Here is a 26394-nt window from a genome sequence, read left to right as displayed (position 1 = left end):
CTATAATCAGAAATTTTTGTGTCGGATTCATAAAGGTTTTAAAGAAATACAAGATACATTAGAATCAATGTTTTAACTTAACCGACAGAATGGTTTTTTCCATTTACACATAATTCTTGACGCAACCATCCAAAATGAAAAAGAAAAAAAGTGTGAGGTTATCTAAAAATAAAAAATATAAAAAAATAAGCAAATCTTGGAAAACATTTATTTATTCATTTTTCATAATAATGGGTTTAGTCAGTTCCTATTTATTTTTTAAAGCGTATCATTACATTAATGATATTCCGGAGGCACAAAATATCACTCAAGCAGAGATATATAGTTTAACTAGGATTGAAGACACAGATACTCGGTTAATCCGCGCTTTAAAAAATAATGCATTCGAATCGTGGCTTTATGAGGCAAATGATGAAAAGGTTAAGCAATTACCTAAAAATAAAAAATTACTATTAGAAGTAATGGAAGGTAAAACAGACGTTTCAGATATTGATGATGCGATGGATAATATAAAGAAACGTCTTGATATTATCGAAGATGTCGATATTGAAGAACTGTATATTTTGTACTATAAAAATAGATTGCCCAAACAATATGATGAATTGCTAGATGCTTTTAGAAAATCAACTGTTACAGATGCTGAAGAGATGAGCAAAGATGCACAAGAATTGTTAGATTTATTGAACAAAATATATAATCAAGAGGGCATGTTGGTAGTCACAAATGAGCAAAGTTTTAAAAAGTCTGTTAGCTTATTGGACGAAATAAATGATAACATAATTGAAGCGAATAAAATTAAAGATTTAGTTTATTCTTATGACAATCTCGTAGAAGATATTCCTACGCCAAATACTAAATTTGGAATGGAATTAGGTAAATATATTGATGAGGCAAATAGTTATCTTGAGTCCAAAACTATGGTGGAGGAGTTTGAAAGAAAGTACAGTGAATTACAATCTAATTTGAAAACTAATGAGAAATTAATCAAAAAGTCAGTAGACATTCCTGATTTAGTTGGTATGACTGTTAGAGAAGCTAAACAAGAAATGAATCAATTAAACTTAAGTTTAAGTATACAAGGATACACAAATACTAAGTATAAAAATGGTGAAATCGTTCCTGAGAATATCCGAGGTATTGAATCGTGGGATGGGAATGAACAAGATAAAATTTTAAAACAAGATCCTTCATCACAAGCTTATAATTTTATCATTAAAGGGTCTACTATTCAAATAATAGTTGAAAATCAATCTGTTGCCAAAAGAACCCAATCTTCAGAATCAAGTAGTTCGTCTACGTCTGAGTCCTCATCAACTAGTGAGACAACATCATCGACCAAAGAGTAGACAACAGATTTAACAAATAAGAAAAGGAGGTTTCGAATGTCCTCGAAAAAAGTTTATAAGAAGCGCTCTCGATATCTTAATCGACGTCATGTAGTATTAATCATTCTAGGTATGATAGCTATGCTTGTGATAGTGTCTGTGTCAGTTGGAACTTATATCATAAGCAAACGTTATAGTCCTTACAGTTCATTACTTGAAATTCAAAATATTGATGAGAAAATTACACAATCTTTTATTATTTTAGATAAAAACGATGAACCGTTAGATAAAAATAATGTCGTCGTTAAATTTGATCCAGTTCTACATAAGCCAACTTGGAATGTTGATAAATTGTATATAAATACACTTCTTGCTGTGGAAGATGCCTCTTTTTATACGAGAAAAACACATGGCTTCTCTATTAAAGACACAATGGGAGCCGCTGTTTCTCAAGTCAGAAAAAAAATGGGGCAAAAAGTTGTTTCTAGAGGTGGATCAACGATTGAGCAGCAATTAGTGAAGATTATGGTTTTTGGCACAAATAATAAAAATTCATTGTCAGATAAGATTATTCAGTTAATTGATGCTAGGAAGTTATCATTAAAGTATAATCGTGATGATATTTTAAAAGCTTATTTAAATGAACTTCGTTTAACCCCTAATACTGTAGGAGTTAGGGCAGCTTCAATTGAATTATTTGGTAATGATATGTCTGACATAGACAAGAATGATCCAAAACAGGTAGCTCAAATTGCTTATATGGCTGGTTTGGGTCAATCGCCTTCAGTATATGTTCAAGACTTCGAAAAGAGTGGAAAGAAGCGGACTCTTACCGTGTTATCCATTATGAAAGAAAAAGAACTCATCAGTGAAAAAATATATAAGCAGACAGTAGACCTGGTTCAAAGTGAAAATGAAGAGTTTACGTTAAAAAGATATAAACAACAAGGGACACCGAAAGAGTATCAATCTTACGTTTCAAAAGTTAAAGACGAACTGAGTGTTTTAAATTTACCGCAAAATACCACCATTACAGTTAAAACTTATGCAGATAGTAATCAATTAAAAGAGTTGCACAGTATTGTAGAAGGAACATACCCTCAAGATGATCAGCTGCCTAATGGATACATCGAGCATAAAGAAAGCTTGACCGCTATTTCAGTGATTGATACTCAAACAGGACACATTATCGGTCTAGCAACTAATTCAGATAATCCATTGATTCCATATACTGCAACGCGCTCATCAGGTTCTACGATAAAACCTTTGTTGGATTATGCTCCCGCCGTTGAGTATGCTGGATTGACACCAAATACGATTCAAAACGGGAATTCTTTTACAGTGGGAGATTGGAAAGTTAATAATTATGGCAATGAAAATTATGGTAAAGTGAGTGCATCTTATGCATTAGGATTATCACTGAATACTGCTGCTGTAGAAGCCTTTCAAATGACAAACGATCAGCAAAAGAATAGTATGATGGAACCATTTGGTCTAGCTTCTTATAACCCAAAAGGCTCAACTTACACAGCCGAACAAGCGATTAATTTTCCAACGAATGTTTTAGCATTGTCATCTGCATTTAGTGTGTTTGGAAACGATGGTGTTAGAGTTGAACCGACAACTATTGAAAGTATTAAAACCGACTCTGTTAAAATAAATCTTTCTGATGCTGAAAGTAAGCGAACCATGAGCTCAAGTACTGCAAAAACGATGGTGAGCATGTTAAAAGAGGCAACTGGAGAGAATGGATCAGAGCCATATGCTGGACCTAAATACACAGGCTTTAGTCAGGATACCTATGTCATGAAATCTGGATTAAGTAATTTTGATAGTTCTGTACCAAATAGTCAAAATAAATCTCCAGACGCACTTCTTGTGATGGCTTCTCCTGAGATTTCAATTGCCACATGGTTAGGTAGTCCAACCTATGTTGATGCGACTTATGCTCCAACTACCTATCCACACGATACAGCAAATCAAGGAAGAGTATATTTAATGAATAGTGCTTTTAAAGTCATGATGAATGGTCGACAAGCAAAACCGTTTAAATTTGGAAATGAAGTATTCATAGGTGATAAACAATCTAATCCACTTATTCCAAAACTTGATACCCTATCTGATACTGATTTAGATGATTTAAATATACAAAATAAGAAAATTGATGAAAAGGATATAGACGAATATCATTCACTTGAAGAAGAGTATTTAAAGACCAGAGAAATATTAAATCAGACATATCAAGATTAGAAAAATCTAGATATTATGTTAAAGTTTAAAATGTAAAGTAGCTTTTTAGATTATATTTCTTTAATTAGAAATATTAAAGAAATGATACTTTTGACCATAAAAATACACCTCCGTTTAGTTTCATTTTATATGAATTAAATGGTGGTGTTTTTTATAGTTGTCCCACCTTATGGTATTAGTTCCAAATGTCTTTAGAAGTATATGGATAATGATATTTTGTCTAGTTTTATGTGACAAATAAATTTGTTTACATTAAGTTAGAAAAATGATTGCTATTATTTCCCCTTCAAAAAAACTATATGGAATTTAATATTATTTACGTTATTTTTACACATTCCTGTTATAAATATGGTATATTTTACGAAGAATTAATTACTTAAAAAGGAAGTGTCGATTGTGTCAAAGAAAAAAATACTGGCTATATTATCTATCATTAGCTTAAGTGCAGTTTTATTAGCAGGATGTGGTACTAAAAAAGCAGATTCTAAAAGTGAAACAAAAGAGGAAACCTTGGAATTGCAATTTGTTCCAACTAATAATGATGGTTCTATGGAAGCAAAAGCAAAACCGTTTGGAGAATACTTATCTAAAAAATTAGGTAAAAAAGTGAATGTAACATTAGCTACAGACTATTCAACAATTGTAGAAGCCATGGCTTCAGGAAAAGTTGATATTGGAATCATGCCTCCATCAGCTTATGTACAAGCAAGAAATCAAAATGCGGCGACTGCTATACTATCTTCAGAACTTGGAGCATATAACAGAGAAACAGGAAAACCTGAAGAAGGTAAACTATCTGGGACATTTAAGGGTGAAATATTAGTTAAAGCAGATAGTGGAATGGATAAATTAGAAGATTTAAAAGGGAAAAAAATTGCAACACTTAGTCCAAATTCAGCAAGTGGTTATATATATCCAGTTGTAGAAATGAAAGAAGCTGACATTGATCCATTAAAAGATGTGACATTAACTACAGTAAATGACATACCTAGTGAAATAACCGCTGTATTAAATGGTCAACAAGATGCGGCTTTTGTCTTTGAAGGTGCAAGAAATGTATTTGCTTCTAAATTCGCTGACCAAGACTTATTTAAAGAATTAAAAGTTCTTTATTTAACAAAAGGGGATATCCCTAATGATGCTATTGCTGTTCAACCGAAAATGGACGATGATTTAAAAAATAAAATTAAAGAAGCTTTTCTAGCAATGCCAGATGATAAAGAAGGACAAGAAGCAATGGCAATGTGGGGTCACAAAGGATACGTAGAAGCAGATGATAAAAACTATGATACTGTCGAAGAGTATACAACGAAAGCTGCGGAATAAACAGTAAATAAAAGTGAGAGTCTATATTTAATTATGGACTCTTTAAATATTTTTATGTAGGAGAAAAAGATGATTGAATTTAAAAATGTAACGAAGACATATGCAAATGGTGTAAAAGGATTAAATAATATATCCATTGATATTCAGGATGGTGAATTTGTCTCTATTATCGGACTAAGTGGGGCAGGGAAAAGTACTTTTTTAAGATCAATAAATCGTTTAAATGATATTTCAGAAGGTGAAATAATAATAGATGGAAAGTCATTAACTAAGGCCAATAAAAAGGAGTTAAAATTAATCAGAAGAAATATCGGAATGATTTTTCAACATTTTAATTTGGTAAAAAAAATGACCGTACAAAAGAATGTCATCTCAGGTCGATTGGGATACTATTCTACGATGAAAAGCATTTTTGGTGTGTTTTCTAAAGAAGATTATCAACTGGTAAATGAATCATTAGAGCTTGTAGGATTATCAGATAAATTACATTCGAGATGTGATGAATTGAGTGGTGGGCAACAACAGCGAGTTTCTATTGCAAGAACACTTGTTCAAAATTCATCCATTATTTTGGCAGATGAGCCTGTTGCTTCATTGGATCCTATAACAACTGAAAGAATTATGGATGATTTAAAAAGAATTAATAATGAATACAATCGTACCATTATTATTAATCTACATTCTGTAGAACTAGCAAGAAAATATTCGACACGAATTATTGGTTTAAGAAATGGTGAAGTAGTATTTGATGGGGCAGCAGCAGAAGCGACGGATGAAGTATTGAAAAATATATATGGTGAAAAAATATTAGAAGAAGCAGATGGTGTGCTTGTATGAGATTAAAAGATACTATTCATTATAATTTATATAAAAAAATATTCATTTTATTTATTTTAATCATCTGTATTATGGCTAGTGCATCAGTTACAGATGTTCAAATTAGTGAAGTTTTTAATAATGTAGATCAAATGGGTTTATTTTTAAAAAGATTTTTACAACCTGATTGGAGTTATCTCTCAGACTTACTTTCCCCTATGATGAAAACTATTAAAATGTCGATTGTAGGGACGCTATTAGGAATGCTTTTTTCGATACCATTTGCATTTTTAGCCACTACAACCGTGACAAATAATTGGTTTGTCACAATCATAATACGATTTATACTCAGTATTGTTCGAACCATACCCAATTTATTATTAGCAGCCCTTTTTGTCGCTATGTTCGGAATAGGTGAATTTACAGGTGTTTTGACAATTGCTGTATTTACTTTTGGCATGACCTCTCAATTAATTTATGAGGCGATAGAAACAATTGATAAGGGACCGATAGAAGCGGCAAAATCAGTAGGAGCAAATAAAATGCAAATAGCTGTTTGGTCCATTTACCCACAAATAAATCAACAAATCATTAGTTATTCTTTGTATGCATTTGAAGTCAATATAAGAGCATCTACTGTGTTAGGTTATGTTGGAGCTGGAGGTATAGGAGTTCTTTTAAATTCTTCATTGAGCTTAATGAGATATGATAGAGTATCAATCATTATCCTATTTATTTTAGTAGTTGTAGGGATTATTGATGCTTTTAGTGAGAATGTAAGGAAGAGGTTATCTTAATATGTCTAATGTTAAAGTAAAAAGATATTTTCCGATTGTAATAGTAGTCATTATCATACTATATTCAGTTTTTACTATAGATTATTCAAGTGTAAGTGATATTTCATTTAATATGATTAAGTCTGTTATGGGAGGTTTATTTCAACCTGACTGGAGTTTTGTGTATGATGGATCGGGAGAAGATTTAATTAGTTTATTGTTATTAACTATATGTATTGCTTTCTTAGGTACGGTATTGGCAACGATTTTAGCTATCCCATTAACATTAATTAGTGCTCATAATTTATGGAAATCAAATATTATTGTGTCGAAAATTGGTAAATTTGTATGTAATGTGTTACGTGCATTTCCAGAATTAGTATATGCTATTATATTTGTTAAAATGGTTGGGCCTGGGCCTTTTGCAGGTGTTCTTGCTATTGGTGTCCATCAAATTGGAATGTTAGGCAAGTTATATACAGAAGAAATGGAAGCGATGGATGAAGGTCTTGTAGAATCAATGACAGCTGTAGGGGCAAATTTTTGGCAAACAATGTTTTATACTAGGTTTCCGCAAGTAATGCCAACTTATATGTCTTTATCATTAAATCATTTTGAAATTGCAGTTAGAAGTGCTGCGACTTTAGGGCTTGTTGGAGCTGGTGGAATAGGAGCCCCTATGATTTTTGCGATACAATCAAGAGCCTGGGATAAAGTAGGGATTATCTTATTCGGAATTATTATAACAGTCTTTGTTATTGATACCTTTACCGGTTATTTAAGAAAAAAATTACAGTAACGACAATGGAGAAGAATATGACAAACATTTCTATTATAGGAACAACAGATATTCACGGTTTTACTTTAGAAAAAAACAGTGGAATCTTTGCTTTGCCGTCGATACGCAGAGATTATGATGCCCCAATTTTGATTGATAATGGAGATTATTTAATAGGTAGTCCAGAATCAACCTATATGAATAACGAGTGTGACATTTCTCCATTAGTTAGCTTAGCTAATGAAATAGGTTATGATGTGATGATTCCTGGAAATCATGATTTTGACTATGGTATTGACTTTTTAAAGAAACAAGTAACACACTTTACTGGGAAATATTTATGTGCTAATTTATTTGATTTAGATGATCAACCTATTTTTGACCCTTATACGATTATAGAAAGGCAAGGTCTAAAAATAGGAATCATTGGTGTGATAACTAAAGCGATGCCTCAAATTACCCGGTATGAACTCATTAAGGACTTAAAATTTGTCGATGTAATCGAAACTTTGAGTTATTGGGTTCCGATAGTGAAACAACAATCAGATATCGTGATTGTTTGTTACCACGGTGGAATTGAAAGGAACATGGAAACAGGTACGTTGACTCAGTATGATACTGGAGAAGATCAAACATATAAAATAATTAATGAAATCAAAGGAATTGATGGATTAATTTGTGGGCATCAACATCGACTAAATTCAGGTATATGTCAAAATACTGTATTTGTACAACCTGGATATAAAGGTGAACATGTTGGTATACTAGAATTTGATTTAAGAAACAAAAAAATAGTTAATAAAAACAGCTATATTTTATCAACAAACAAATATCTAAAAAATAAAAAAAATGATATTATTGATTGTCAATTATATAATAATTGGCTACAAACACAATTTTTGGAGACTGATTTGATTGAATACTTATCAAATAGAATTGAAAATAGCCAAGTTGAACTCAGACTTGATGGAAATAAGTATATAGATTTACTGCAAGGATTTTCTCAACCTTATACTTTGTCTATGTATCACCTATCATCTGATGAGTTAAAGAAATTAAATGTAACAGTAAGTAATTGCAAAGAAGATTACAAAATTGTCACCAATTCAAACTCTCTTTTCCCGGATTATAGGCTTGAAGAAAACTTTGTGTATAATATTTTTGATGAATTTATTAGATATGACAGTAGAGAAATAAAATGAATTCATTTTTTGTTAAATGTTTAAAATTAGAAAGTAAATATTAAGAATGAATCCTTGGAAAACTAAAACTTTTTCCAATCTAACTGTGTTTATATTTTATTGACAGTGAAATTAGTTAGGGTTCTCTTAAAACAGAAAATATCATGAACTCAGTTTATAAAGGCTTTTTATCAATTTGGACTGATGATTTAAATCGATAAGATGGTGAATTTGAGAATAATCTCATATTTATCATCTTTTTTAGTTATTTAATTTTTATAATGCTGTTTGTCAATAAAATTTTTATTCTCATATTGTTGAATGGTTTGAATCCGTATGACATTCTTTTAGGTATTTTAATATGAGTATTTCAGTCATCCTTTCTAGCTAATATTTTGTGTTTATCGATAAAATTATTCATCTATGTATATTAAAAATAACATTGCTATTTTTAATTACTCTTCTTAATCAAGAGGTTTTAAGTTGTTAGTATCTTTCTTGTTAAATATAAATATTAACAAATGCATTAATATTTTTAATGAAACGATATAACAAATTTGAGTTATATAAGTTATAATTGATATAATAAAAAGGTTATCATTTGATATATGTATATAAAACAAAGATTATTTATATAAGGAGTTTCCTACAGTGATTACAAGACAAGAGGAAAATATTTTAAAACAATTGAGTGAAGTTGGAATCAATGATTTAAATATGCTAAAAAAATTACAACGAAAACGGATGATTGAAAAACTAAATTTTTCTGATGAACAAATCAGTTTGATTGAAGATATGAAAGAAAATGAGGAGAAAAATTTTTTTTATGACGAAGAATTAAAAAAATTATTTGAAAGAAAACCTCAAAAGCAAGCTAAATTTTTTAAAGAACATGGGATAAACTATGATACCATTTTTCAAAAAAATTTATTAACGTTAGTCGAACAAACAGGTGGTATGACGACATCAAAGATTGAGGTATTTAAAGAGTATAAGAATCAATGTCTACGGATTAAATATAATGATACAACTAAAGACAATGAAAAATCAGATGTTTCAATCATTACGTCTAAATATCTTGAAATATTTGGTGGGTATTTAACTAAAAATCAAGAAGAACAAATTAGTTTAATAGTAGAATCGAAATTTGATGAAGTTGGTTTTGAGTGTGTTGATCTGATCTTTTTTGGTAAAGATATTTTAGGTTGCTTAGATATTGACTATGAAATAAAATTGGCCAAGCTAGATTTAGAACGGTCATTAGTGTTGAGTATTATAAAAAAAGAAAGAAAACCAATTAGTCTATTTTCGATAAAAAATAAAATAAAATATTTCATTTATGAAAAAATAGATATTCAAAAAATTTTACAACAGTTGTCTGGTGAGGGATTTATTAGGTACACATCTGAAGGAATACAGTACCATACACCAACGATTGAAGAGTATATAAATTGTAATCGGGATAAATTTTTGATTTTAGATAGTCGATTAAAAGGAGCAACGTTAGAAATGATTGGGGAAGCTTCCTCTGTTACAAGAGAAAGAATCCGGCAGAAAGAAAAAAAGGAATTAAAACAAATACCACTGGAAGAAATATTCGAAACAAGATATGTAAAATATTTTAGCCATTATGACTTATCTCCTGAAGAGTTTTGTCAAGTTTTTTCATTAAGTATGTATCAATATCGTTTTTTAAGTTTATATCATAAAAAGGAAAACAGGCTATTATCAAAAGAAGCATTAATGGAATCAGAACAACTAACGTTCAAGGAAAGAGAATATTTAGAAACGATATTAAATAAAAATTTTTTAATTATTGGAAATAAAAAAATAAGAAATAGAAAAATTGATTTAATCGAATACTTAATAGAAGAATATGCACAAGCTGAAATAGCACGAGATGATTTTAATCAGATAGTAGTGGAATATAATAATGAACATAAACTTGGCTTTGATTTCTCATCAAAAAGAGCAATTGAAGGTGTAGTAGATCGTGCCAGTAATGTCTTACTGAAATATGGAAGACGAATGATTCATTATAAAGTAGAAAAAGAAGACGTCATAGATACAATTAATAAATTTGATTTCCTTCATTTTGTAAATCAAGAAATTACGGCTAAAAAGCTTTTAGAGGCATATAAAATGCCATTAAATGACATTGATATTTACGATGAATATGAACTTCATAATTTGTTAAAAAAGTATAGTAATATCTTACCAGAGTATGTAAAATTAACGCGAATGCCATTTATTGAAATAGGAACAATAAAAAGAGATGAACAGGTTTTGAATTTGTTGATAGAGCTTAGTCCAATTAGTGTGGATAACTTTGTTTTAGCCTATTCAGAAAGATATGGTGTCATTGAACAAACGATCAAAGCAAATTTTTTAACGGTATTAGAAGAATTTAGAAAAGAAGAGATGTATTTTGCCGACACACCTATCATAGATACGGAATTAATAGCCAATTTAGAATCAATGTTGGTTAATGATTTTTACTTTAAAGAAGATATTCAAAAAATGTATGAGGAAAAGTATGGTAGTACACAGATTCCAGACTTTATTTACAAAAAAATTGGTTATAAGAACTATTCGGAATTTATTTTAAAAGATAGCTATAACCGTGCTGATTTGTATTTTGAAGAAACGTATCTCAATAAAGAGATGTTTGATGTAGAAGATCCTCGTTTGTATGTTCTGGGTAGTTTTAGAAAAAATTTGGATCAAAAATTGTCCGAATTTACTGTGTTTCAATATGCTAAAAATGCCTACATAAATATCAATAAATTAACAGATTATGCTGGAATTCAAAAAGAAGACATTTATATCCTTTTACAGCAAATAACTGATTATATAGGGGATCGATTTTTTACATTTACTAACATTGAGTTTTTAGTAGAGAAAAGTAAATTAAATGATTTAGGTTTTGATTCTCTCTTTTATGAATCTATATTAAAAGGGGCTGATGACTATAGGTTTCAATATTTAGGTGGAACAACTGTATTTAAAAAAACAAAAGAAAAATTTTATTCATATGATTTAATGGAGGATATTGTTTCAAGGTATAAGTCGATAGACATTTATGATTTGATCGATTTGCTAAATCAAAACTATGGTATTGTTCTATCCAAAGAAAAAGTATTAAATGCTTGTATGAAGCGTGATTTATACTACAATCCAATAATGGAAATGATTTATTTAGATATAGACGATTTTTATGAAATGATGGAGGAATAATTTATGTTATTATCAGAAGGAATTAATCAAGGGTTTGTTATCCCTACAGACTATACAAGAAAGTTAACCCTTGATGGTATTACACAATCTTATCAAGTATATAAAATTAGGTTAGATAAATTATATTATAATGACCAAAATGACCGTATTGCGACTTGGGTAAATAAATACAAAGAAGAAAATAATATAGAAGATTTTGATGTGCTAAGTGATGACTATAATCAAATAATAGAAAATTTTATTTTTGAGAGTAATCCTAAAGCAATTGAAAAAACTAAAAAGAATATAGAACTTGTCGGTCAAAGGGAGCCAGGAGTTGTTTTAAATGATGGTCGAATTATAGATGGTAACAGAAGGTACACATGTTTAAGAAAAATTCATGAGACCAATCCTAATACAAATCATTTTGAAGCAGTTATTTTAGATAGGGACATTAGAGAAAATAAAAAAGAAATAAAACTTTTAGAGCTTTCCATTCAACATGGAGAAGAAGGAAAGATTGATTATAACCCGATTGATCGTTTAGTTGGCCTACACAATGATGTGATAAAAAATGAATTAATTACAATAGATGAATACCAAAAGACAGTAAATGAGTCTAGAGCAAGTATCAATAAAAAAATAGAACAAGCGAATTTGATGGTTGAGTTTTTAGAATTTATCGAGGCTCCTGAAAAATTTTATATTGCACGTGATTTAGAATTAGATGGCCCACTAGGTGAAATTCCTGCCATTTTAAATAAAGTTAGGACAGAAGAGGAAAAAGAAGATTTAAAATTGATTATATTTTCTAATCTGTTGATGAAGCCTAAGGGAGATATTACACGATTTGTTCGAAAGATTAAAACAATTGCTGATTCAGAACATGTTAGTGATTTTGTTGAAGAGCAGCTAGAATTTGTTGAAGAAACTGCTGAAAAATTAGTAGAATTTGAAGATATTAATTCAAAAGTAATTAACAACGAGTTTAGAAGTGATGAAAAACTACAAAATAAAATGGTTCAATCATTGGAAAAATATGAAATTAAAACGAAAAAAGATTTAACTAGAATGAAACCCGTCCAAGATATGCAAAAATTTTATGTGACGTTAGAAAATATGGATACAAATATGTTTTCTAAATTAAGTTTTGAAGAACAAGAAGAATTAAATCAAACTATATGTGCCTGTAAAGAAGAACTAGATAAGCTATCAGCTAAGTTAGGAGAGATGCAAGCAGATGCCTAGTTTGACCATGAATGATGACCAGTTTATGTTAGTATTTTCTGATAATAATCAAATTAATCAATTTATCAGATCGCCTAAATATAAACTAAAGATAAAAAGATACGTTGATAGAGTAGAAAATCTAACTATTTTTTTTAAAGAAACCATCACAATACACGATGTAAAAAAAATGATAGGAATATTAAGTCAACAATTAGATGATTTACAAATTGAATCAGACGTAAAGATGAGTATTGACGAACGAGAATTTTATATCAATAATAGGTATCGTGTTGGCAATGATATTAAGAAGAAAGATGAGGCTATTGTAGAAAATTATATCTATTTTAAGTCGAAGGTTGACCAACTTCTAATCCGTCCATTAACAGATGAACAAATGTGGAATGCGTATTATATGTCTGTTATGAAGAATTGTTCTAATTTTTCTGTGCCAGGATCAGGGAAAACAGCGACAGTAATCGGAACATATGCTTTTTTAAAAGATAAAAAAGAGGTTGATAGAATCATTATGATTGGGCCTAAAAATTCTTTTGGGTCATGGATTGATGAATTTCAAGTATGTTTTGGTTTGGAAAAACAAGCAAAAGATTTTTATTTAAACATTCACTCAAAAGAAATGAAATCGACACAGGATAGAAAATATCAACTGAGTTTTGAGTCAGGAAATAAAGAACTTATTTTAATTAATTATGAATCATTGTCTAGTTTAGAGTCAGCGTTGTTAGATAGTATTGATGATCGAACATTATTAGTATTTGATGAAGTTCATAAGATAAAGAATCCGTCTGGACAACGTGCAAATGTGGCTATTAGGGTGTCAAAAAATGCCAAAAGAATCGTTGCTTTAACAGGAACGCCTATACCTAATTCTTATCAAGATTTATTTAATGTACTGAATATTTTGTATCCTGAAGATTATAAAGATTTTTTTGGTTATTCTGTTAGAGAGTTGAAAAATGCTGGAGAACATGAAATCGTTGAGATTAATCAAAAAATGAAGCCGTTCTTCTGTCGTGTCACAAAAGAGCAACAACAAGTTCCTCTTCCAAATGCAGATATAATCGAAAAAATAGAAGTGACAGAGTTTGAAAACAAGTTATTTAAAATAATTTATCAAACGTATAAATCTAATTTATTTGCATTGATGGCCAGATTAATGCAATTAGGTAGTGACCCAAAATTATTATTAAAAAGCTTGGATGTGTCAATTTTTGAATCAATTATTGATGATGAATCAGATTTTTCTGTGGATATTGAAACTAGAGATTACGCCGAAGATATTGTAGGTTTAGTTGATAAAATACCAGAAACAAGTAAAACAGCCACTACTTTAAATTTAATCAGTAACTTAGTGTCTGACAATAAAAAGGTGATTGTTTGGTGTGTATTTGTATCATCGATTCAATTATTAGAAGAAAGATGTAGAGAAAAAGGTTTAAATGTTAAATCAATATATGGAGAAACCCCTTTAGATGAAAGATTACAATTAATAAAAGATTATCAACAGGGAAAATTTGATGTTCTAATTACCAATCCTCATACATTAGCAGAGTCTGTTTCACTACATCAAGTCTGTCATGATGCCATCTACTATGAATACAGCTTTAATTTAGTTCATCTTCTCCAATCAAAAGATCGAATTCATCGCTTAGGATTAGCTCATGATCAATACACGCAATATTATTATATGGAAAATAACTATGTTTATAACAATCAAAATTATAGTTTAGACAATAGGATTTATACACGTTTGATGGACAAGGAACAAATCATGTTAAATGCAATTAACAATGATACATTAGAGCATGTCACTTCTTTTGAAGAAGATTTAAAAATTGTATTTCAAGATTTTTTTGATTAGCAATTTTTATAAATTAGTAGGAAATGTAAATGATGATTGATTTCTAATAGTACAGAAACTATTAAACTAATAAATATAAACTCCATGAAATCAATATTTTAATAAACTGATTTCACGGAGTTTTACATTTGTAAAGAATAAATTTTGTTTAGTTTCTATTTATTATTTTTCCAATTCGCTAGAAGACGAAATAATATTTGTGACAATACCATATTCTTTTGCTTCTTCTACAGACATCCAGAAGTTTCTGTCAGTATCTTCTGCGACTTTTTCATAAGTTTGTCCAGTTGCTTCAGCAATTAAACGGTTGATTCTTTCACGCATTTTCACGATTTCACGCGCTTCAATTTGAATTTCAGTACTTTGTCCTTGAACGCCACCAGCTGGTTGATGAATCATAAATCGAGTATTTGGAAGAGAGTAGCGATTTTCTTTTTTTGCTGCTAAAAAAATTGTAATCCCAGCACTTGCTACCCAACCAGTCCCAACTATTTTTACTTCAGGTTTCACAAATTTAATCATATCGTGAATGGTGTCTCCTGCTTCAACATGCCCACCTTGGCTATTGATATAAATAGTAATAGGGTCATCATTTAAAGCTGAAAGCAAGAGTAATTGACTGCTGACTTCTTTTGCTAGGTCTTGATCGATTCCTCCATAAATTAAGATAGTACGTGTTTCAATCATTTTTTGAGTTAACATGGTATTTGTATCCATTGGTGTTTTATCTGTCATAAAATAAAATCCCCTTTCAAGTCATTATTTAGTAATAGTTTAGCATAGATACTTAAAATATACGCATTATTAGCGTTTTGTTTTACGTCCTAACCCAACTGCATTTTTCATTTTTCGTAACGTTTTATTTGCTACTTTAGATGCTTCAATAGCACCATCATCAAGGATGGTTTGCAATTCTTCAGAATTTAATAATTCATTATAACGCGTTTGAACAGGCTCAAGAGCAGCAACTACAACCTCAGCTAAATCATTTTTGAATTCTGCATAACCAGCATCTGCATATTTTTCAACTAGCTCTTCAATACTGTAATCAGATAAAGAAGAATAAATAACGAGTAAATTAGATACACCAGGTTTATTTTCTACATCATATTCGATTTTGCCACTTGAATCTGTGACAGCTGAACGGATTTTTTTACGTATCATATTTGGTTCATCTAGCATTGAAATAAAACCTTTACTGTTACTATCTGATTTGCTCATTTTTTTCGTTGGATCTTGTAAACTCATGATGCGACCACCAGCATTTTTATCCGGAATTTTCACCTCAGGTAATGAAAGAAGAGGTTGGTTAGGATTTTCAGCATAACGAGAATTGAAGCGTTCAACAAAATCTCTTGTTAATTCTAAATGTTGTTTTTGATCTTCACCTACTGGAACTAAATCAGTATTATAAAGAATAATATCTGCAACCATAAGTGGTGGATAAGTCAGTAATCCAGCACTAACAGAAGTTGAACCGACTTTTTGTGATTTATCTTTAAATTGTGTCATGCGTTCCAATTCACCAAGGGATGTGTTACACTGTACAATCCAAGCAGCCTCAGCATGTGCTGGAACTTCTGATTGAATAAACACGGTGGCTTTTTCTGGATCAATGCCAACAGCGAGATATAAAGAGGCTAGTTGTAAAATTTGTTGTCTTAGTTTTAAACGGTCTTGTGGGACAGTAATCGCATGTTCATCTACGATACAAAAGAAACAATGATAGTCATTTTGCAGTTGAACAAATTGCTTCATTGCGCCAATATAGTTTCCGATAGTTGGAATGCCGCTTGGTTGAATCCCTGAAAAAATAGTTTTCATAAAATAATCATGCCTCCATAAAATTTTCTAGTCATATGTGTATTATACTAGAAAGTAAGAATAAATAGGGAATAAAAAGAAAGTAAATTTTATGGTGTACGTTGATTTGTTATAAAAAGGTAGAATTGCATGTGAAAATTTCGATAAAAGATTAAAAAAACATGTTTTTTTATACGATCGATATTCTAAAAAAGTATTAAGATTAGGCATATAATAACAAAAAAACCTAGTAATCATAGGTTTTTTATAGTACAATTTACACATACTATAGTTTAGTTAAATAAAATTTTTTCTACTTATTACTTGTGAAAGGAAGTGACATATATGTTAAAATTATACACTTCACCGAGTTGCACATCTTGTCGAAAAGCGCGTGCTTGGTTGCAAGAAAACCAAATAGAGTTTGTTGAACGTAACATATTCTCTGAGCCGTTGACACAAGATGAACTAAAGGAAATCTTACGAATGACAGAAGATGGAACGGAAGAAATCATCTCGACACGTTCGAAAGTGTTTCAAAAGTTAGATGTTGATTTAGACGAGTTATCACTTCCAGAGTTATTAGAATTAGTTCAAAAAAATCCTGGATTATTACGTCGTCCAATTATGATTGATGAAAAACGACTTCAAGTAGGGTTCAACGAAGATGAAATTCGTCGTTTCTTACCAAGAGAAGTTCGAGCGATTGAATTAAAACAAGCACAACTGATGGCAGGCATTTAACAGATAATTTTGTACAACATAATTAAATAGCGAAACTTGTTATAAGAAGATGGATTTGACGTATGTTCAAATGTATCTTTTTTTTCTTAAAAATTCTTAATTTTCGTAGGGAAAATAGACGAAATAAAGGTGATTTTCTTTACTTTTTACTAATATGCTATACAATGGAACTATATAAATACTTTTGAAAAGGGGTGTAGCCGTATGGAAATGGAACGAATTAATGAAAACACTATTCGAGTATCAATTGGAAACGATGATTTGGCAGAACGCGGAATTACTTTTTTAGATTTGTTAGGAAACCAAAAACAAATTGAGACTTTCTTCTATAGTATTCTAGAAGAAGTGGATGTGGATGAACAGTTCCAAGGAACAGACGCTGTAACGTTCCAAGTGCTACCCAATCATGATGGACTTGAATTGTTTATCAGTAAAAATGCGTCAATAGATGAAACAACTGACTTTAGTGGATTTGAAAATGGACAGGCAGATGGTTTTGTTGATTATCTGAAAAGTCAAATGCACTCTACAGAAGCAACCGATTCTGTAGAGGAACCAACAGAAAATGGTGAATTTAATTATTTAGAAGATAGTATGTTTGGCTCAACTTATGAAACAGTTTTTAAAGCAGAGGATTTTGAAAGCATAGTAGAGTTAGCTAAAAACAGTCAATTACTAAATGTGTTATCGTCACTTTATTTCTACAACAATACATACTACTTACAGTTAACTTTTTTACTTGAAGACAGCTCTATGGATCAAGCAAAAAATGATGTCTCAAAAATATATGAATTTATGCAGTTAACTAACATCACAAAAGATGTGTTGGATGAATATGGTGAGTTAATTATTGACCGTAATGCATTAAGTATTATGAAACACTACTTTAAGTAAAGAATGTTTTCGGACATTCTTTTTTTATGATTGAATATATATTTGGAGGTGATAGAGTGATTAAACGACGTGAATTGTTGTGGTATAGCGTTTTTGGAACAACAGCGACATTTATTTATTTTTTTATTCGGTTTATGTCTAAAAATTGGACGGATAATGTATTGATAACAGTTATGTTAGCGCAAAGTGTGGCAATCGTTTTTTCATTCTTCGCCAACAAGTTTTTTGTGTTTAAAAATACTGGATTAGGATTTGCCCGTTCGTTGAAGCAGTTTATAGAATTTATTGCAGGTCGGTTTTTTGTGATCATGTTAGATTTAGGGATTGCCTACTTTTTTGTGGAAAGATACAGTCGAGTCATGATTTCTTTGCTTCATTTACAACGAATTAATTATCAACAATTATTATTCCGCCACCCATTAATTGGTCCGTATATGGGAAATGCCTATTTACTAAATGAATTTATTTTTACCGTCTTATCACAAGTTTTGGCTACAATCATCAACTATGTGGTTTCTAAACGAATTGTTTTTAACGCAAAAAAGAGCTATGAAGGAGAGTTGGTCTCTTCCTCATAGTTCTTTTGTTAATAAGTTGAATTTTTATTTACAACCACAGTATTTTCAGGCACAGAACGTGTAATCCATGTTCCACTTCCAATGACTGTATTATCACCAATAAATGTGTCTCCTCCAAGAATAGTTGCCCCAGCATAAACAACCACACCATTGCCAATATTTGGGTGTCGTTTTCCATATTTTGCTAGTGTTCCATCTTCTGTTACGTTAAAGCTACGCACGCCCAAAGTGACATTTTGATAAATTTTGACACGTTCACCTATCACAGTTGTTTCTCCAATGACGATACCAGTTCCATGATCAATGAAAAAATATGCGCCAATTTGAGCCCCTGGATGAATATCTATCCCAGTTAAACTATGCATTTTTTCAGATAACATACGTGGCACAATGGGGACATCTAACAGATAGAGTTCATGTGCTAGTCGATGAATGCTAGTAGCTTTAAATCCAGGGTAAGTTAAAATGATTTCATCGGTGCTTTTAGCTGCAGGATCTCCTTGATAGGCTGCTTGAACGTCTGTATCAATTAACTGTTTAATGTTTGAGAGACGTTGTGTTAACTTTGTTACAATAACCTCACTTTGATTTTTTTGATCGATAGTGAAAGATAATAACTGTTCAAGAGAATGGTTAAAGGTAGATGTTGTCATCGTTTGGTCAAGTGAACCAAAAAATGCTGGAAATAGTAATGCAAAAAAGTCAGAAATAACCTGTTCGACAACTTGCTCCATTCCAATGTAATTCTTACTCATAGTTTTTGTCCTATTCTGTAAACATAGGTGTAGATAAATAGCGTTCCCCAGTATCTGGTAACAATACTACAATACGTTTATTTTTATTTTCTTCTCGTTTAGCTAGCTCCATTGCAGCAAACGTTGCAGCTCCTGAAGAAATTCCTGCAAGCACTCCTTCTTGTTCTGCCAATAAACGTCCTGTTGCAAAAGCATCTTCATTGGATACAGTGATAATTTCATCGTAAACTGATGTATCTAAAATTGATGGAACAAAGCCTGCACCAATTCCTTGGATTTTATGACTTCCAGCTACTCCAGTAGATAAGACAGCAGAGTCAGTTGGTTCAACAGCCACAATTTTGACGTTTGGATTTTTTTCTTTAAGGAATGTTCCAACTCCAGTAACAGTCCCACCAGTTCCGACTCCAGCAACAAAAATATCAACGTTTCCTTCAGTTGCGTTCCAGATTTCAGGTCCAGTTGTTTGATAATGGATTTCAGGATTAGCCGGATTAGAAAATTGTGACGGGATGAAACTGTTATCAATGCTTTCAGCTAATTCTTCTGCTTTAGCAATGGCACCTTTCATTCCTTTAGCTCCTTCAGTTAGAACCAATTCAGCTCCGTAAGCTTTCATTAATTGACGGCGTTCAACAGACATTGTTTCAGGCATAACAATAATCAACTTATAGCCACGAGCTGCTGCCATCATAGATAATCCAATACCAGTATTTCCAGAGGTTGGTTCAATAATGGTTGTTTCTTTTGTCAATTTTCCAGTTTTTTCAGCTGCATCAAGCATAGCTTTGGCAATTCTATCTTTGACAGAACCACCAGGGTTAAATGATTCAACTTTAGCTAAGATTGTTGCATCAAGCTTTTGGCTATCCTCCAAAGATGTTAATTCAAGTAAGGGTGTGTTTCCAATTAGTTGGTCAATCGATGTATAAATATTAGACATAAAATTCTCTCCTTTTTATTAAAATATATTTAGCACATTTTTTAGATATATAAATTATAACGTGTTTAACTGACTATTCAAAATATAAAGTTCATATGAATGGAAAAACATTTAAATAAATCTATTTATCGGCTTAATAGTTGGTTATAATAAATATAGTGCAATTATTAAAAGGGGGATAAATATGGCTAGACCGACAACAAAAGAAGATTTAATCCTATCAGCTGAAAGTGGATTTGAAAAATTAGAAAAAGTATTGAACAGCTTAACAGAAGAAGAAATTAACGGAACATTTGATTGGAATGGGCAGAAAATAGGGAAAGAAGCCCATTGGAATCGAGACAAAAGTGTAAAAGATGTATTGATTCATCTGTATGAGTGGCATGTGTTACTAATAGATTGGATTGATAGTAACATGGCAGGGAACACGACTTCTTTTTTACCAAGTCCATATAATTGGCGAACTTACGGACAAATGAATGAAGAATTTACCAAAAAGCATGACAATACAACATATTTAGAAGCAAAAAATGACATGGAACGAACACATAAAGAAGTCATGAAACGTATTCAATCATTTAATAATGATGAACTATTTAGTAAAGGGTATTTTAGCTGGACAGGTGGGACAACATTAGGGAGTTATTGTGTATCCACAACATCAAGTCACTATGATTGGGCTATAAAAAAAATAAATAAGTATAAAAAATCTTTAAAATAACCCCATTATCAATGTTTTAAGTATGGAATGGTTTTTTTGTTCATAGTTGTTTATAAAATGTTAGAATAATTAATGCTGATGTCATCTCTAGTTTATTAATATTTAGTATCATAAGTATTATAAAATAAGTCAAAGAAAAGAGTTGATACGTATGAGATTAACCTCTAAATATTGGATGATGGCATTAAGTAGTTTAATATTAGTTGGTTGTTCAGGAAATAAAGCTAACCAAACAACGCAAACAACGAGTGAAAAAATGGAAGAAAAACAAGTTGTTGTCAGTAATAGCTCATCTAAAACGCAAGAAACATCTGATAAAGAGAATGCTGTCTTATTTGATGAACATGAATATACTTATGACGTTGTAACAGGAGCGACGCAAACAACATTTGGTTCCACGCCTCCAGCTATTTATACAAAAGAAGAAAAAATGAAAAAAATGTTTTGGTCAAATCAACCACCATTAGGATTACTTGAGGGGTATTATTATAAAAATGAAGGCCTATTTCAAGGAAATAACTATGGGATTGTTGAAGTGGTAACAGACCCAAAGACACATGATATTTTAGATGTTGAGTTTACTGAGTTTGCTAGTGATAGTTATTATGAACCTAAATATGCTAGTGCAAATAAACGGTTGTCAGACTATGCCTTTTTTCAAGCAGATAATACACGAACAGATGAAACGCTTGTCACTGTGGTTAATGGCATCACATTTTTAGAGCAACAAATGAGAGATGAAAATCGTGTGACAGGAGATTTCTTAACTGTAAAAGGTTCTTCTACATCAGCTCGTGCAGGATTTATGCCATTAGCAGAGCAAATGCAAGATTGGATACGAGAACCATATGAAAATAAATATTTTGGTTACGCTAAAGAAATGTCGAATGGATTAATAGGACGATTACAAGTAGTGACGACAAACGATAAAATCACAGAGGTTAAGTATGATGAATATTTCGCAGATGAACCAGAAAAAATGACAGAAGATGCTCTAAAACCTTACTATCGTCAATCTAAGTATTATTCATTAGATTATAATAAAGCGACTAAAAATGAGTTTATTAATTTTGCGGATAAACTAACTGAAGAAATTAAAGAAAAGCAAACGTTAGATATCAATAATCAAGAACTACAAAAGCATCCATCTTATCAAACTTATCAAGAATTAAAAGAAAATATAGATATTTCGAAAAGCTGGTAAAGGTGGAAAACTAGAAAAACAAATAGTCATTTAATTAAGTTGATAAACACTCTCTGCTATTGTTGTTGGTAGTTACCAACAATAGAAGAGAGTGTTTTTTGATTGAATGACTAAAATGTTAAGAATTCGGGGTTAGGCGATAGTATTTAAGAGGTTTAAAGTTGGATATTTTCTATTTTTTTTAAAAACATTTTAGCAGTATTGGATAGAACTGTATCTTTTTTCCAAATTAAATTAAGAAATGCTTGCAATTTTGGGGAGAGTTCAACAAAACATAAGTCAGTATTAGTTGTGTTGATAATTCCATCAATACAAAGAATACCAACAGTTGGATCATGACATAAAAGAGAAGCATTGTATAATAAATTATAAAAACCAATGATATTTAAAGGAATATTATTTCCTTGCCATTCTTTTATTTGATTTTCTACCATAGCTTGGTTAGAAATAAACAAAGGAATTGTCAGAAGATTGTCTGCAGTGAGTGCTACATTAGAAGCTAAAGGGTGTTCCTTATTTAACAATACTCCCCAAGTTTCATTGTATGGTAATTTAAAACAATCGTATTTTTCTTTTTGAACAGGATCAATCACTAAACCAAAATCAAGTAATCCTTCATCTATTTTTCGAGTAATCTCATCAGCATTTCCACTATAAAGATTACATTTAATAGAGGGGTATTCCCTATGCATCTCATTTACTACGGATGCAACAATCTGGAACCCTCTAGTTTCACCACTTCCAATCATTAGTTGTCCACCAATGACATCTTCACTCATTAAATTCGAAGTAGTTGATTGAACAAGGGATAAAATTTCTTCTCCACGTTGTTTAAGATAATTCCCTTCTTCTGTTAAGGTGATTTCACGATTTCCACGAGTAAAAAGAGTGACACCTAATTCGTTTTCCAATTCTTTCAATTGTTTTGAAAGAGTTGGCTGAGATAAATGTAATACTTTAGCAGCACGACTAATATTTTTTTCTTTGGCAACAGTTAAAAAATAAGTTAAAACTCTTAATTCCATATGGAAACACTCTCCTATAATTTTTATCTATATTTAACTATTAAATATAGATATTATACATAGTTAAATTAACAGATTATACTATATTTAACAAGAAAAATAGGAGGAATGATTGATGGCTATTAAAGAAAAAGTTGTCATTATAACAGGGGCATCATCAGGTATTGGAGAAGAAACCGCATATCTTTTAGCAAAAAAAGGAGCCAAACTTGTTTTAGGAGCAAGGAGAGAAGAAAAATTAAGAACTGTACAACAAACAATTTTAAATCAAGGAGGAGAAGCAGTCTTTCAAGTAATGGATGTGACAAAACCACAAGATAATACTTCCCTAGTTGAATTAGCAAAAAAAGTTTATGGAAAAGTTGATGTTATGTTTTTAAATGCGGGACTAATGCCTAATTCTAGATTATCTGAATTAAAAATGACCGAATGGAATCAAATGATTGATGTGAATTTAAAAGGCGTTTTAAACGGAATTGAAGCTATCTTACCTGAATTTATCAAACAAAAATCAGGTCAGATTATTACAACCTCTTCAGTTGCTGGATTGAAAGCTTATCCTGGTGGAGCTGTTTATGGTGCAACAAAATGGGCGATTCGAGATTTAATGGAAGTGTTGAGGATGGAATCAGCAGAGGAAGGGACAAATATCCGTACGAGTACCATCTATCCAGCTGCAATAAACACAGAATTATTATCCACTATCAGTTCAGAAAAAGTATTAAATGATTTTCAACAAATGTATGCTCAATATGGTATTTCACCTGATAGTATTGCACGTATTGTAGCCTTTGCTATTGATCAGCCTGACGATGTTAATGTGACGGAATTTACTGTAGGACCGACAACACAACCTTGGTAGAAAGGAGAAAAATTAGGATGGTATCAGATTTATTAACAAGTATTCAAGGAAAAGAAATTGATAAAGGAACGGAACTATATGAACAAATTCATCGGGCAAAAGGAGAGAATGAACGCCTTGTGATGGAATTAAATCAGTCTTACAAGGAACAAGCTGATGTTCATAAAGCGTTAGAAAAAATAACCAGAAAAAAAATTCCATCAACAGCTCATATTTCTCTTCCGTTTTATACTGATTTTGGTTGTCATATTATATTTGGGGAGAGAGTATTCATTAATCAAAATGTGATGTTCGTTGATTTAGGAGGGATTACACTAGAAGACGATGTGCTGATTGGTCCAATGAGTCGACTAATCACAGTCAATCATATACAAGATGTCCATCGACGAAGAGGATTATCAGTAAAACCTATTTTGGTTAAACGAAATGCATGGATAGGTGCGAATGTCACAGTGTTACCAGGTGTGACAATTGGTGAAAATAGTATTGTTGCTGCAGATTCAACAGTGACAAAAGATGTAGAGGATAATGTTGTTGTGTCAGGAACACCTGCTAGGAAAGTAAAGAGATTGATTAATGATGAAACAAGCTAAAATAGGTTTACTTATGTTTCTGTTAATTATATTAACAGGTTGCGAGCAAGTACTTAATGATACAGGAGAAGAGATGATTCAATCACAGGATATAAAACAAAGTGAAGAGTTATTACTACAAAGTGATGGTGAAGACATAGAACTACTTATTGTTAATCAAGAAATAGTTAAGGAATTACAAGACTATTTACCTCTGTCATTATCACTTCATGAATTAAATGGTAACGAATGGTTTACTAACTTGCCATTGGAACTCTCTATGAAATCTGAAAATATAGGGGTAATTGAAAAAGGTGATATCACGTTGTTTGGAAATAACACATTGGTTATATTTTATGAAACGCATGAAACAAAGTATCCATACACAAGGGTAGGTAAAATAAAAGATGTATCTTATCTGGAAAATATAAAGAACTCAACAGAAATTTTAATAAAGAACAAATAACCCACCATGATACAACATGATGGGTTTTCTCTTTATTCGAATGTAAAGGTTGGATTATATTCTCCAGAATAGGGAGTATGTTCCACAAAGACGGTTACTTCTTTCCCATCTTTATCTTTACCAGTACGTTTGTAAGTAAATTTTTTATCATTTAATTCTGTTATTTCTAATACAGCGCCATATTTATTTTCCCCAATTGAGACATGGGTGCGTAGTTTATTATGATCAATGACTTTAAAGTAACCAAAATCGCCTTTAGACTCTCCAGTGTCAATATCAAAAAATTCATATTGATTATTTGATGCATCAAATTTTGCTAAGCTGATAAACATATTATTTTCTTCCGTTAAGTCATTACCATTTTCATCATAAACTTTTGTTCCATTCCATAATGTTTCTCCTAAAATAGTGTCTCCGGGAATATTAGTTTCAATTGTTCCTGTTTCGGTGGTTAGCTCTTCACGACCTTTAGTAAAGCTTAACTCTTTGTCATAGGGAATGTGTTGAACGAAGACTTCTACCTCATTTCCTTCTTTATCTTTTCCCATACGTTTATAAGTAAATAACTCGTCGCTTACTTCTGTTAATTCAACGACTGCTTGATAATTTTTAGTACTAGAGATTAGGATACGTTTGTTTCCGTCATTTGTAATAAAAAATGTTCCCTCATCACCCCGAGTTTCCCCAGTTTCTTTATCAAAAAATTCATAGTATCCAGTTTCTGCATCGTATTTAGCTAAACCAATAAATTCTGAATTTTCTTTTGTCAAATCTTGCCCTTTTGCATCTTTTACAACAGTTCCTTGCCAATTAGTAGATGATAGGATAGAAGTATACTTCCCGCCTTTCGAGTCATCTTTTGCTACCCCATCTTTTTTAGAAGAATCAGTTGTTGTACTTGACTGAGATGACGTAGACTCACTAGAATTTGAAGTTTGATTACCTGTCGAGCATCCTGTAAGAAGGGCTCCTGTTAGGGCTGTCGTAAATAATACTGTATATACTTTTCTTTTCATAATATGTGTCCTCCTCTTGTTATCTATAACCTTA

At 31.2% G+C, this 26394-nt stretch carries 24 protein-coding genes; 18 read left to right on the top strand and 6 right to left on the bottom strand.

Annotated elements, in window-relative coordinates:
* The first annotated feature begins 134 nt into the window (after positions 1 to 134).
* The 10 genes from CBF36_RS03095 (at position 135) to CBF36_RS03050 (ending at position 14777) form a co-directional block, all read left to right on the top strand.
* Complete coding sequence (locus CBF36_RS03095) at positions 135 to 1346, top strand: PASTA domain-containing protein (protein ID WP_125956522.1); 1212 nt, start codon at positions 135 to 137, stop codon at positions 1344 to 1346.
* Positions 1347 to 1382: 36 nt separating this feature from the next.
* Positions 1383 to 3575 carry a transglycosylase domain-containing protein gene (locus CBF36_RS03090; RefSeq protein ID WP_125956520.1) on the top strand — a complete coding sequence of 731 codons (2193 nt, stop codon included), beginning with the start codon at positions 1383 to 1385 and terminating at the stop codon, positions 3573 to 3575.
* A gap of 393 nt (positions 3576 to 3968) precedes the next feature.
* Positions 3969 to 4901, top strand: coding sequence for a phosphate/phosphite/phosphonate ABC transporter substrate-binding protein (locus tag CBF36_RS03085; protein WP_125956540.1), 933 nt, complete (start codon positions 3969 to 3971; stop codon positions 4899 to 4901).
* 69 nt (positions 4902 to 4970) lie between these two features.
* Complete coding sequence (gene phnC, locus CBF36_RS03080) at positions 4971 to 5738, top strand: phosphonate ABC transporter ATP-binding protein (protein ID WP_125956519.1); 768 nt, start codon at positions 4971 to 4973, stop codon at positions 5736 to 5738.
* Positions 5735 to 6514, top strand: coding sequence for a phosphonate ABC transporter, permease protein PhnE (gene phnE, locus CBF36_RS03075; protein WP_125956517.1), 780 nt, complete (start codon positions 5735 to 5737; stop codon positions 6512 to 6514). The genes phnC and phnE (CBF36_RS03075) overlap by 4 nt, the downstream gene beginning before the upstream one ends.
* Position 6515: 1 nt before the next feature.
* Positions 6516 to 7292, top strand: a complete 777-nt coding sequence (phnE, locus tag CBF36_RS03070; protein WP_125956515.1) for a phosphonate ABC transporter, permease protein PhnE — start codon at positions 6516 to 6518, stop codon at positions 7290 to 7292.
* Between the two features lie 17 nt (positions 7293 to 7309).
* Positions 7310 to 8473, top strand: coding sequence for a bifunctional metallophosphatase/5'-nucleotidase (locus CBF36_RS03065; RefSeq protein ID WP_125956513.1), 1164 nt, complete (start codon positions 7310 to 7312; stop codon positions 8471 to 8473).
* A gap of 630 nt (positions 8474 to 9103) precedes the next feature.
* Positions 9104 to 11689 (top strand): hypothetical protein, encoded by a 2586-nt coding sequence (locus tag CBF36_RS03060; RefSeq protein ID WP_165865363.1) that lies wholly within the window; start codon positions 9104 to 9106, stop codon positions 11687 to 11689.
* Positions 11690 to 11692: 3 nt separating this feature from the next.
* On the top strand, positions 11693 to 12916 hold the full coding sequence (locus tag CBF36_RS03055) for a hypothetical protein (protein WP_125956511.1): 1224 nt from the start codon (positions 11693 to 11695) through the stop codon (positions 12914 to 12916).
* Complete coding sequence (locus CBF36_RS03050; RefSeq protein ID WP_125956510.1) at positions 12909 to 14777, top strand: DEAD/DEAH box helicase; 1869 nt, start codon at positions 12909 to 12911, stop codon at positions 14775 to 14777. The genes CBF36_RS03055 and CBF36_RS03050 overlap by 8 nt, the downstream gene beginning before the upstream one ends.
* Before the next feature lie 162 nt (positions 14778 to 14939).
* Here the strand turns inward: CBF36_RS03050 and CBF36_RS03045 are convergent, their stop codons facing one another.
* Positions 14940 to 15512 (bottom strand): ATP-dependent Clp protease proteolytic subunit, encoded by a 573-nt coding sequence (locus CBF36_RS03045; RefSeq protein ID WP_125956508.1) that lies wholly within the window; start codon positions 15510 to 15512, stop codon positions 14940 to 14942.
* Positions 15513 to 15581: 69 nt separating this feature from the next.
* The gene (gene trpS, locus CBF36_RS03040) at positions 15582 to 16601 is read right to left on the bottom strand and encodes a tryptophan--tRNA ligase (protein ID WP_125956506.1); all 1020 of its coding nucleotides are present in this window, start codon (positions 16599 to 16601) and stop codon (positions 15582 to 15584) included.
* A 324-nt stretch (positions 16602 to 16925) separates the two neighbouring features.
* Here trpS and spxA point away from each other — a divergent pair, with 324 nt between their 5' ends.
* The 3 genes from spxA (at position 16926) to CBF36_RS03025 (ending at position 18796) form a co-directional block, all read left to right on the top strand.
* Positions 16926 to 17324 carry a transcriptional regulator SpxA gene (spxA, locus tag CBF36_RS03035; RefSeq protein ID WP_125956504.1) on the top strand — a complete coding sequence of 133 codons (399 nt, stop codon included), beginning with the start codon at positions 16926 to 16928 and terminating at the stop codon, positions 17322 to 17324.
* Positions 17325 to 17528: 204 nt separating this feature from the next.
* The gene (locus CBF36_RS03030; RefSeq protein ID WP_125956503.1) at positions 17529 to 18218 is read left to right on the top strand and encodes an adaptor protein MecA; all 690 of its coding nucleotides are present in this window, start codon (positions 17529 to 17531) and stop codon (positions 18216 to 18218) included.
* Positions 18219 to 18274: 56 nt separating this feature from the next.
* Positions 18275 to 18796, top strand: a complete 522-nt coding sequence (locus CBF36_RS03025) for a GtrA family protein (protein WP_165865362.1) — start codon at positions 18275 to 18277, stop codon at positions 18794 to 18796.
* A gap of 8 nt (positions 18797 to 18804) precedes the next feature.
* Here the strand turns inward: CBF36_RS03025 and epsC are convergent, their stop codons facing one another.
* Complete coding sequence (gene epsC, locus CBF36_RS03020) at positions 18805 to 19551, bottom strand: serine O-acetyltransferase EpsC (RefSeq protein ID WP_125956499.1); 747 nt, start codon at positions 19549 to 19551, stop codon at positions 18805 to 18807.
* Between the two features lie 10 nt (positions 19552 to 19561).
* Positions 19562 to 20494 (bottom strand): cysteine synthase A, encoded by a 933-nt coding sequence (gene cysK, locus CBF36_RS03015; RefSeq protein WP_125956497.1) that lies wholly within the window; start codon positions 20492 to 20494, stop codon positions 19562 to 19564.
* 184 nt (positions 20495 to 20678) lie between these two features.
* Between cysK and CBF36_RS03010 the strand changes: the two genes are divergently transcribed.
* Both CBF36_RS03010 and CBF36_RS03005 read left to right on the top strand, forming a co-directional pair.
* Entirely contained in the window at positions 20679 to 21215 is a 537-nt protein-coding gene (locus CBF36_RS03010; protein ID WP_125956495.1) for a ClbS/DfsB family four-helix bundle protein, read from the top strand.
* A 151-nt stretch (positions 21216 to 21366) separates the two neighbouring features.
* Complete coding sequence (locus CBF36_RS03005) at positions 21367 to 22419, top strand: hypothetical protein (RefSeq protein WP_243637960.1); 1053 nt, start codon at positions 21367 to 21369, stop codon at positions 22417 to 22419.
* A gap of 155 nt (positions 22420 to 22574) precedes the next feature.
* Here CBF36_RS03005 and CBF36_RS03000 read toward each other — a convergent pair whose 3' ends face one another.
* On the bottom strand, positions 22575 to 23444 hold the full coding sequence (locus CBF36_RS03000; protein ID WP_125956494.1) for a LysR family transcriptional regulator: 870 nt from the start codon (positions 23442 to 23444) through the stop codon (positions 22575 to 22577).
* Between the two features lie 115 nt (positions 23445 to 23559).
* On the opposite strand from CBF36_RS03000, the gene CBF36_RS02995 reads away from it, so the two are divergent.
* The 3 genes from CBF36_RS02995 to CBF36_RS02985 are packed head-to-tail and all read left to right on the top strand — an operon-like array spanning position 23560 to position 25344.
* The gene (locus CBF36_RS02995; protein WP_125956492.1) at positions 23560 to 24306 is read left to right on the top strand and encodes an SDR family oxidoreductase; all 747 of its coding nucleotides are present in this window, start codon (positions 23560 to 23562) and stop codon (positions 24304 to 24306) included.
* Between the two features lie 17 nt (positions 24307 to 24323).
* Complete coding sequence (locus CBF36_RS02990) at positions 24324 to 24899, top strand: DapH/DapD/GlmU-related protein (RefSeq protein WP_125956490.1); 576 nt, start codon at positions 24324 to 24326, stop codon at positions 24897 to 24899.
* Complete coding sequence (locus CBF36_RS02985; protein WP_125956489.1) at positions 24883 to 25344, top strand: cyclophilin-like fold protein; 462 nt, start codon at positions 24883 to 24885, stop codon at positions 25342 to 25344. Before CBF36_RS02990 ends, CBF36_RS02985 begins: the two co-directional genes overlap by 17 nt.
* A gap of 32 nt (positions 25345 to 25376) precedes the next feature.
* On the opposite strand, the gene CBF36_RS02980 is transcribed toward CBF36_RS02985, so the two are convergent.
* On the bottom strand, positions 25377 to 26363 hold the full coding sequence (locus CBF36_RS02980; RefSeq protein ID WP_243637962.1) for a DUF4822 domain-containing protein: 987 nt from the start codon (positions 26361 to 26363) through the stop codon (positions 25377 to 25379).
* Positions 26364 to 26394: the final 31 nt, after the last annotated feature.

Source organism: Vagococcus bubulae (assembly GCF_003950315.1).
GTDB classification, from domain to species: domain Bacteria; phylum Bacillota; class Bacilli; order Lactobacillales; family Vagococcaceae; genus Vagococcus; species Vagococcus bubulae.
The sequence above is the reverse complement of the archived record's forward strand: the minus strand, read 5'-3'. Positions and strand labels throughout refer to the sequence as shown.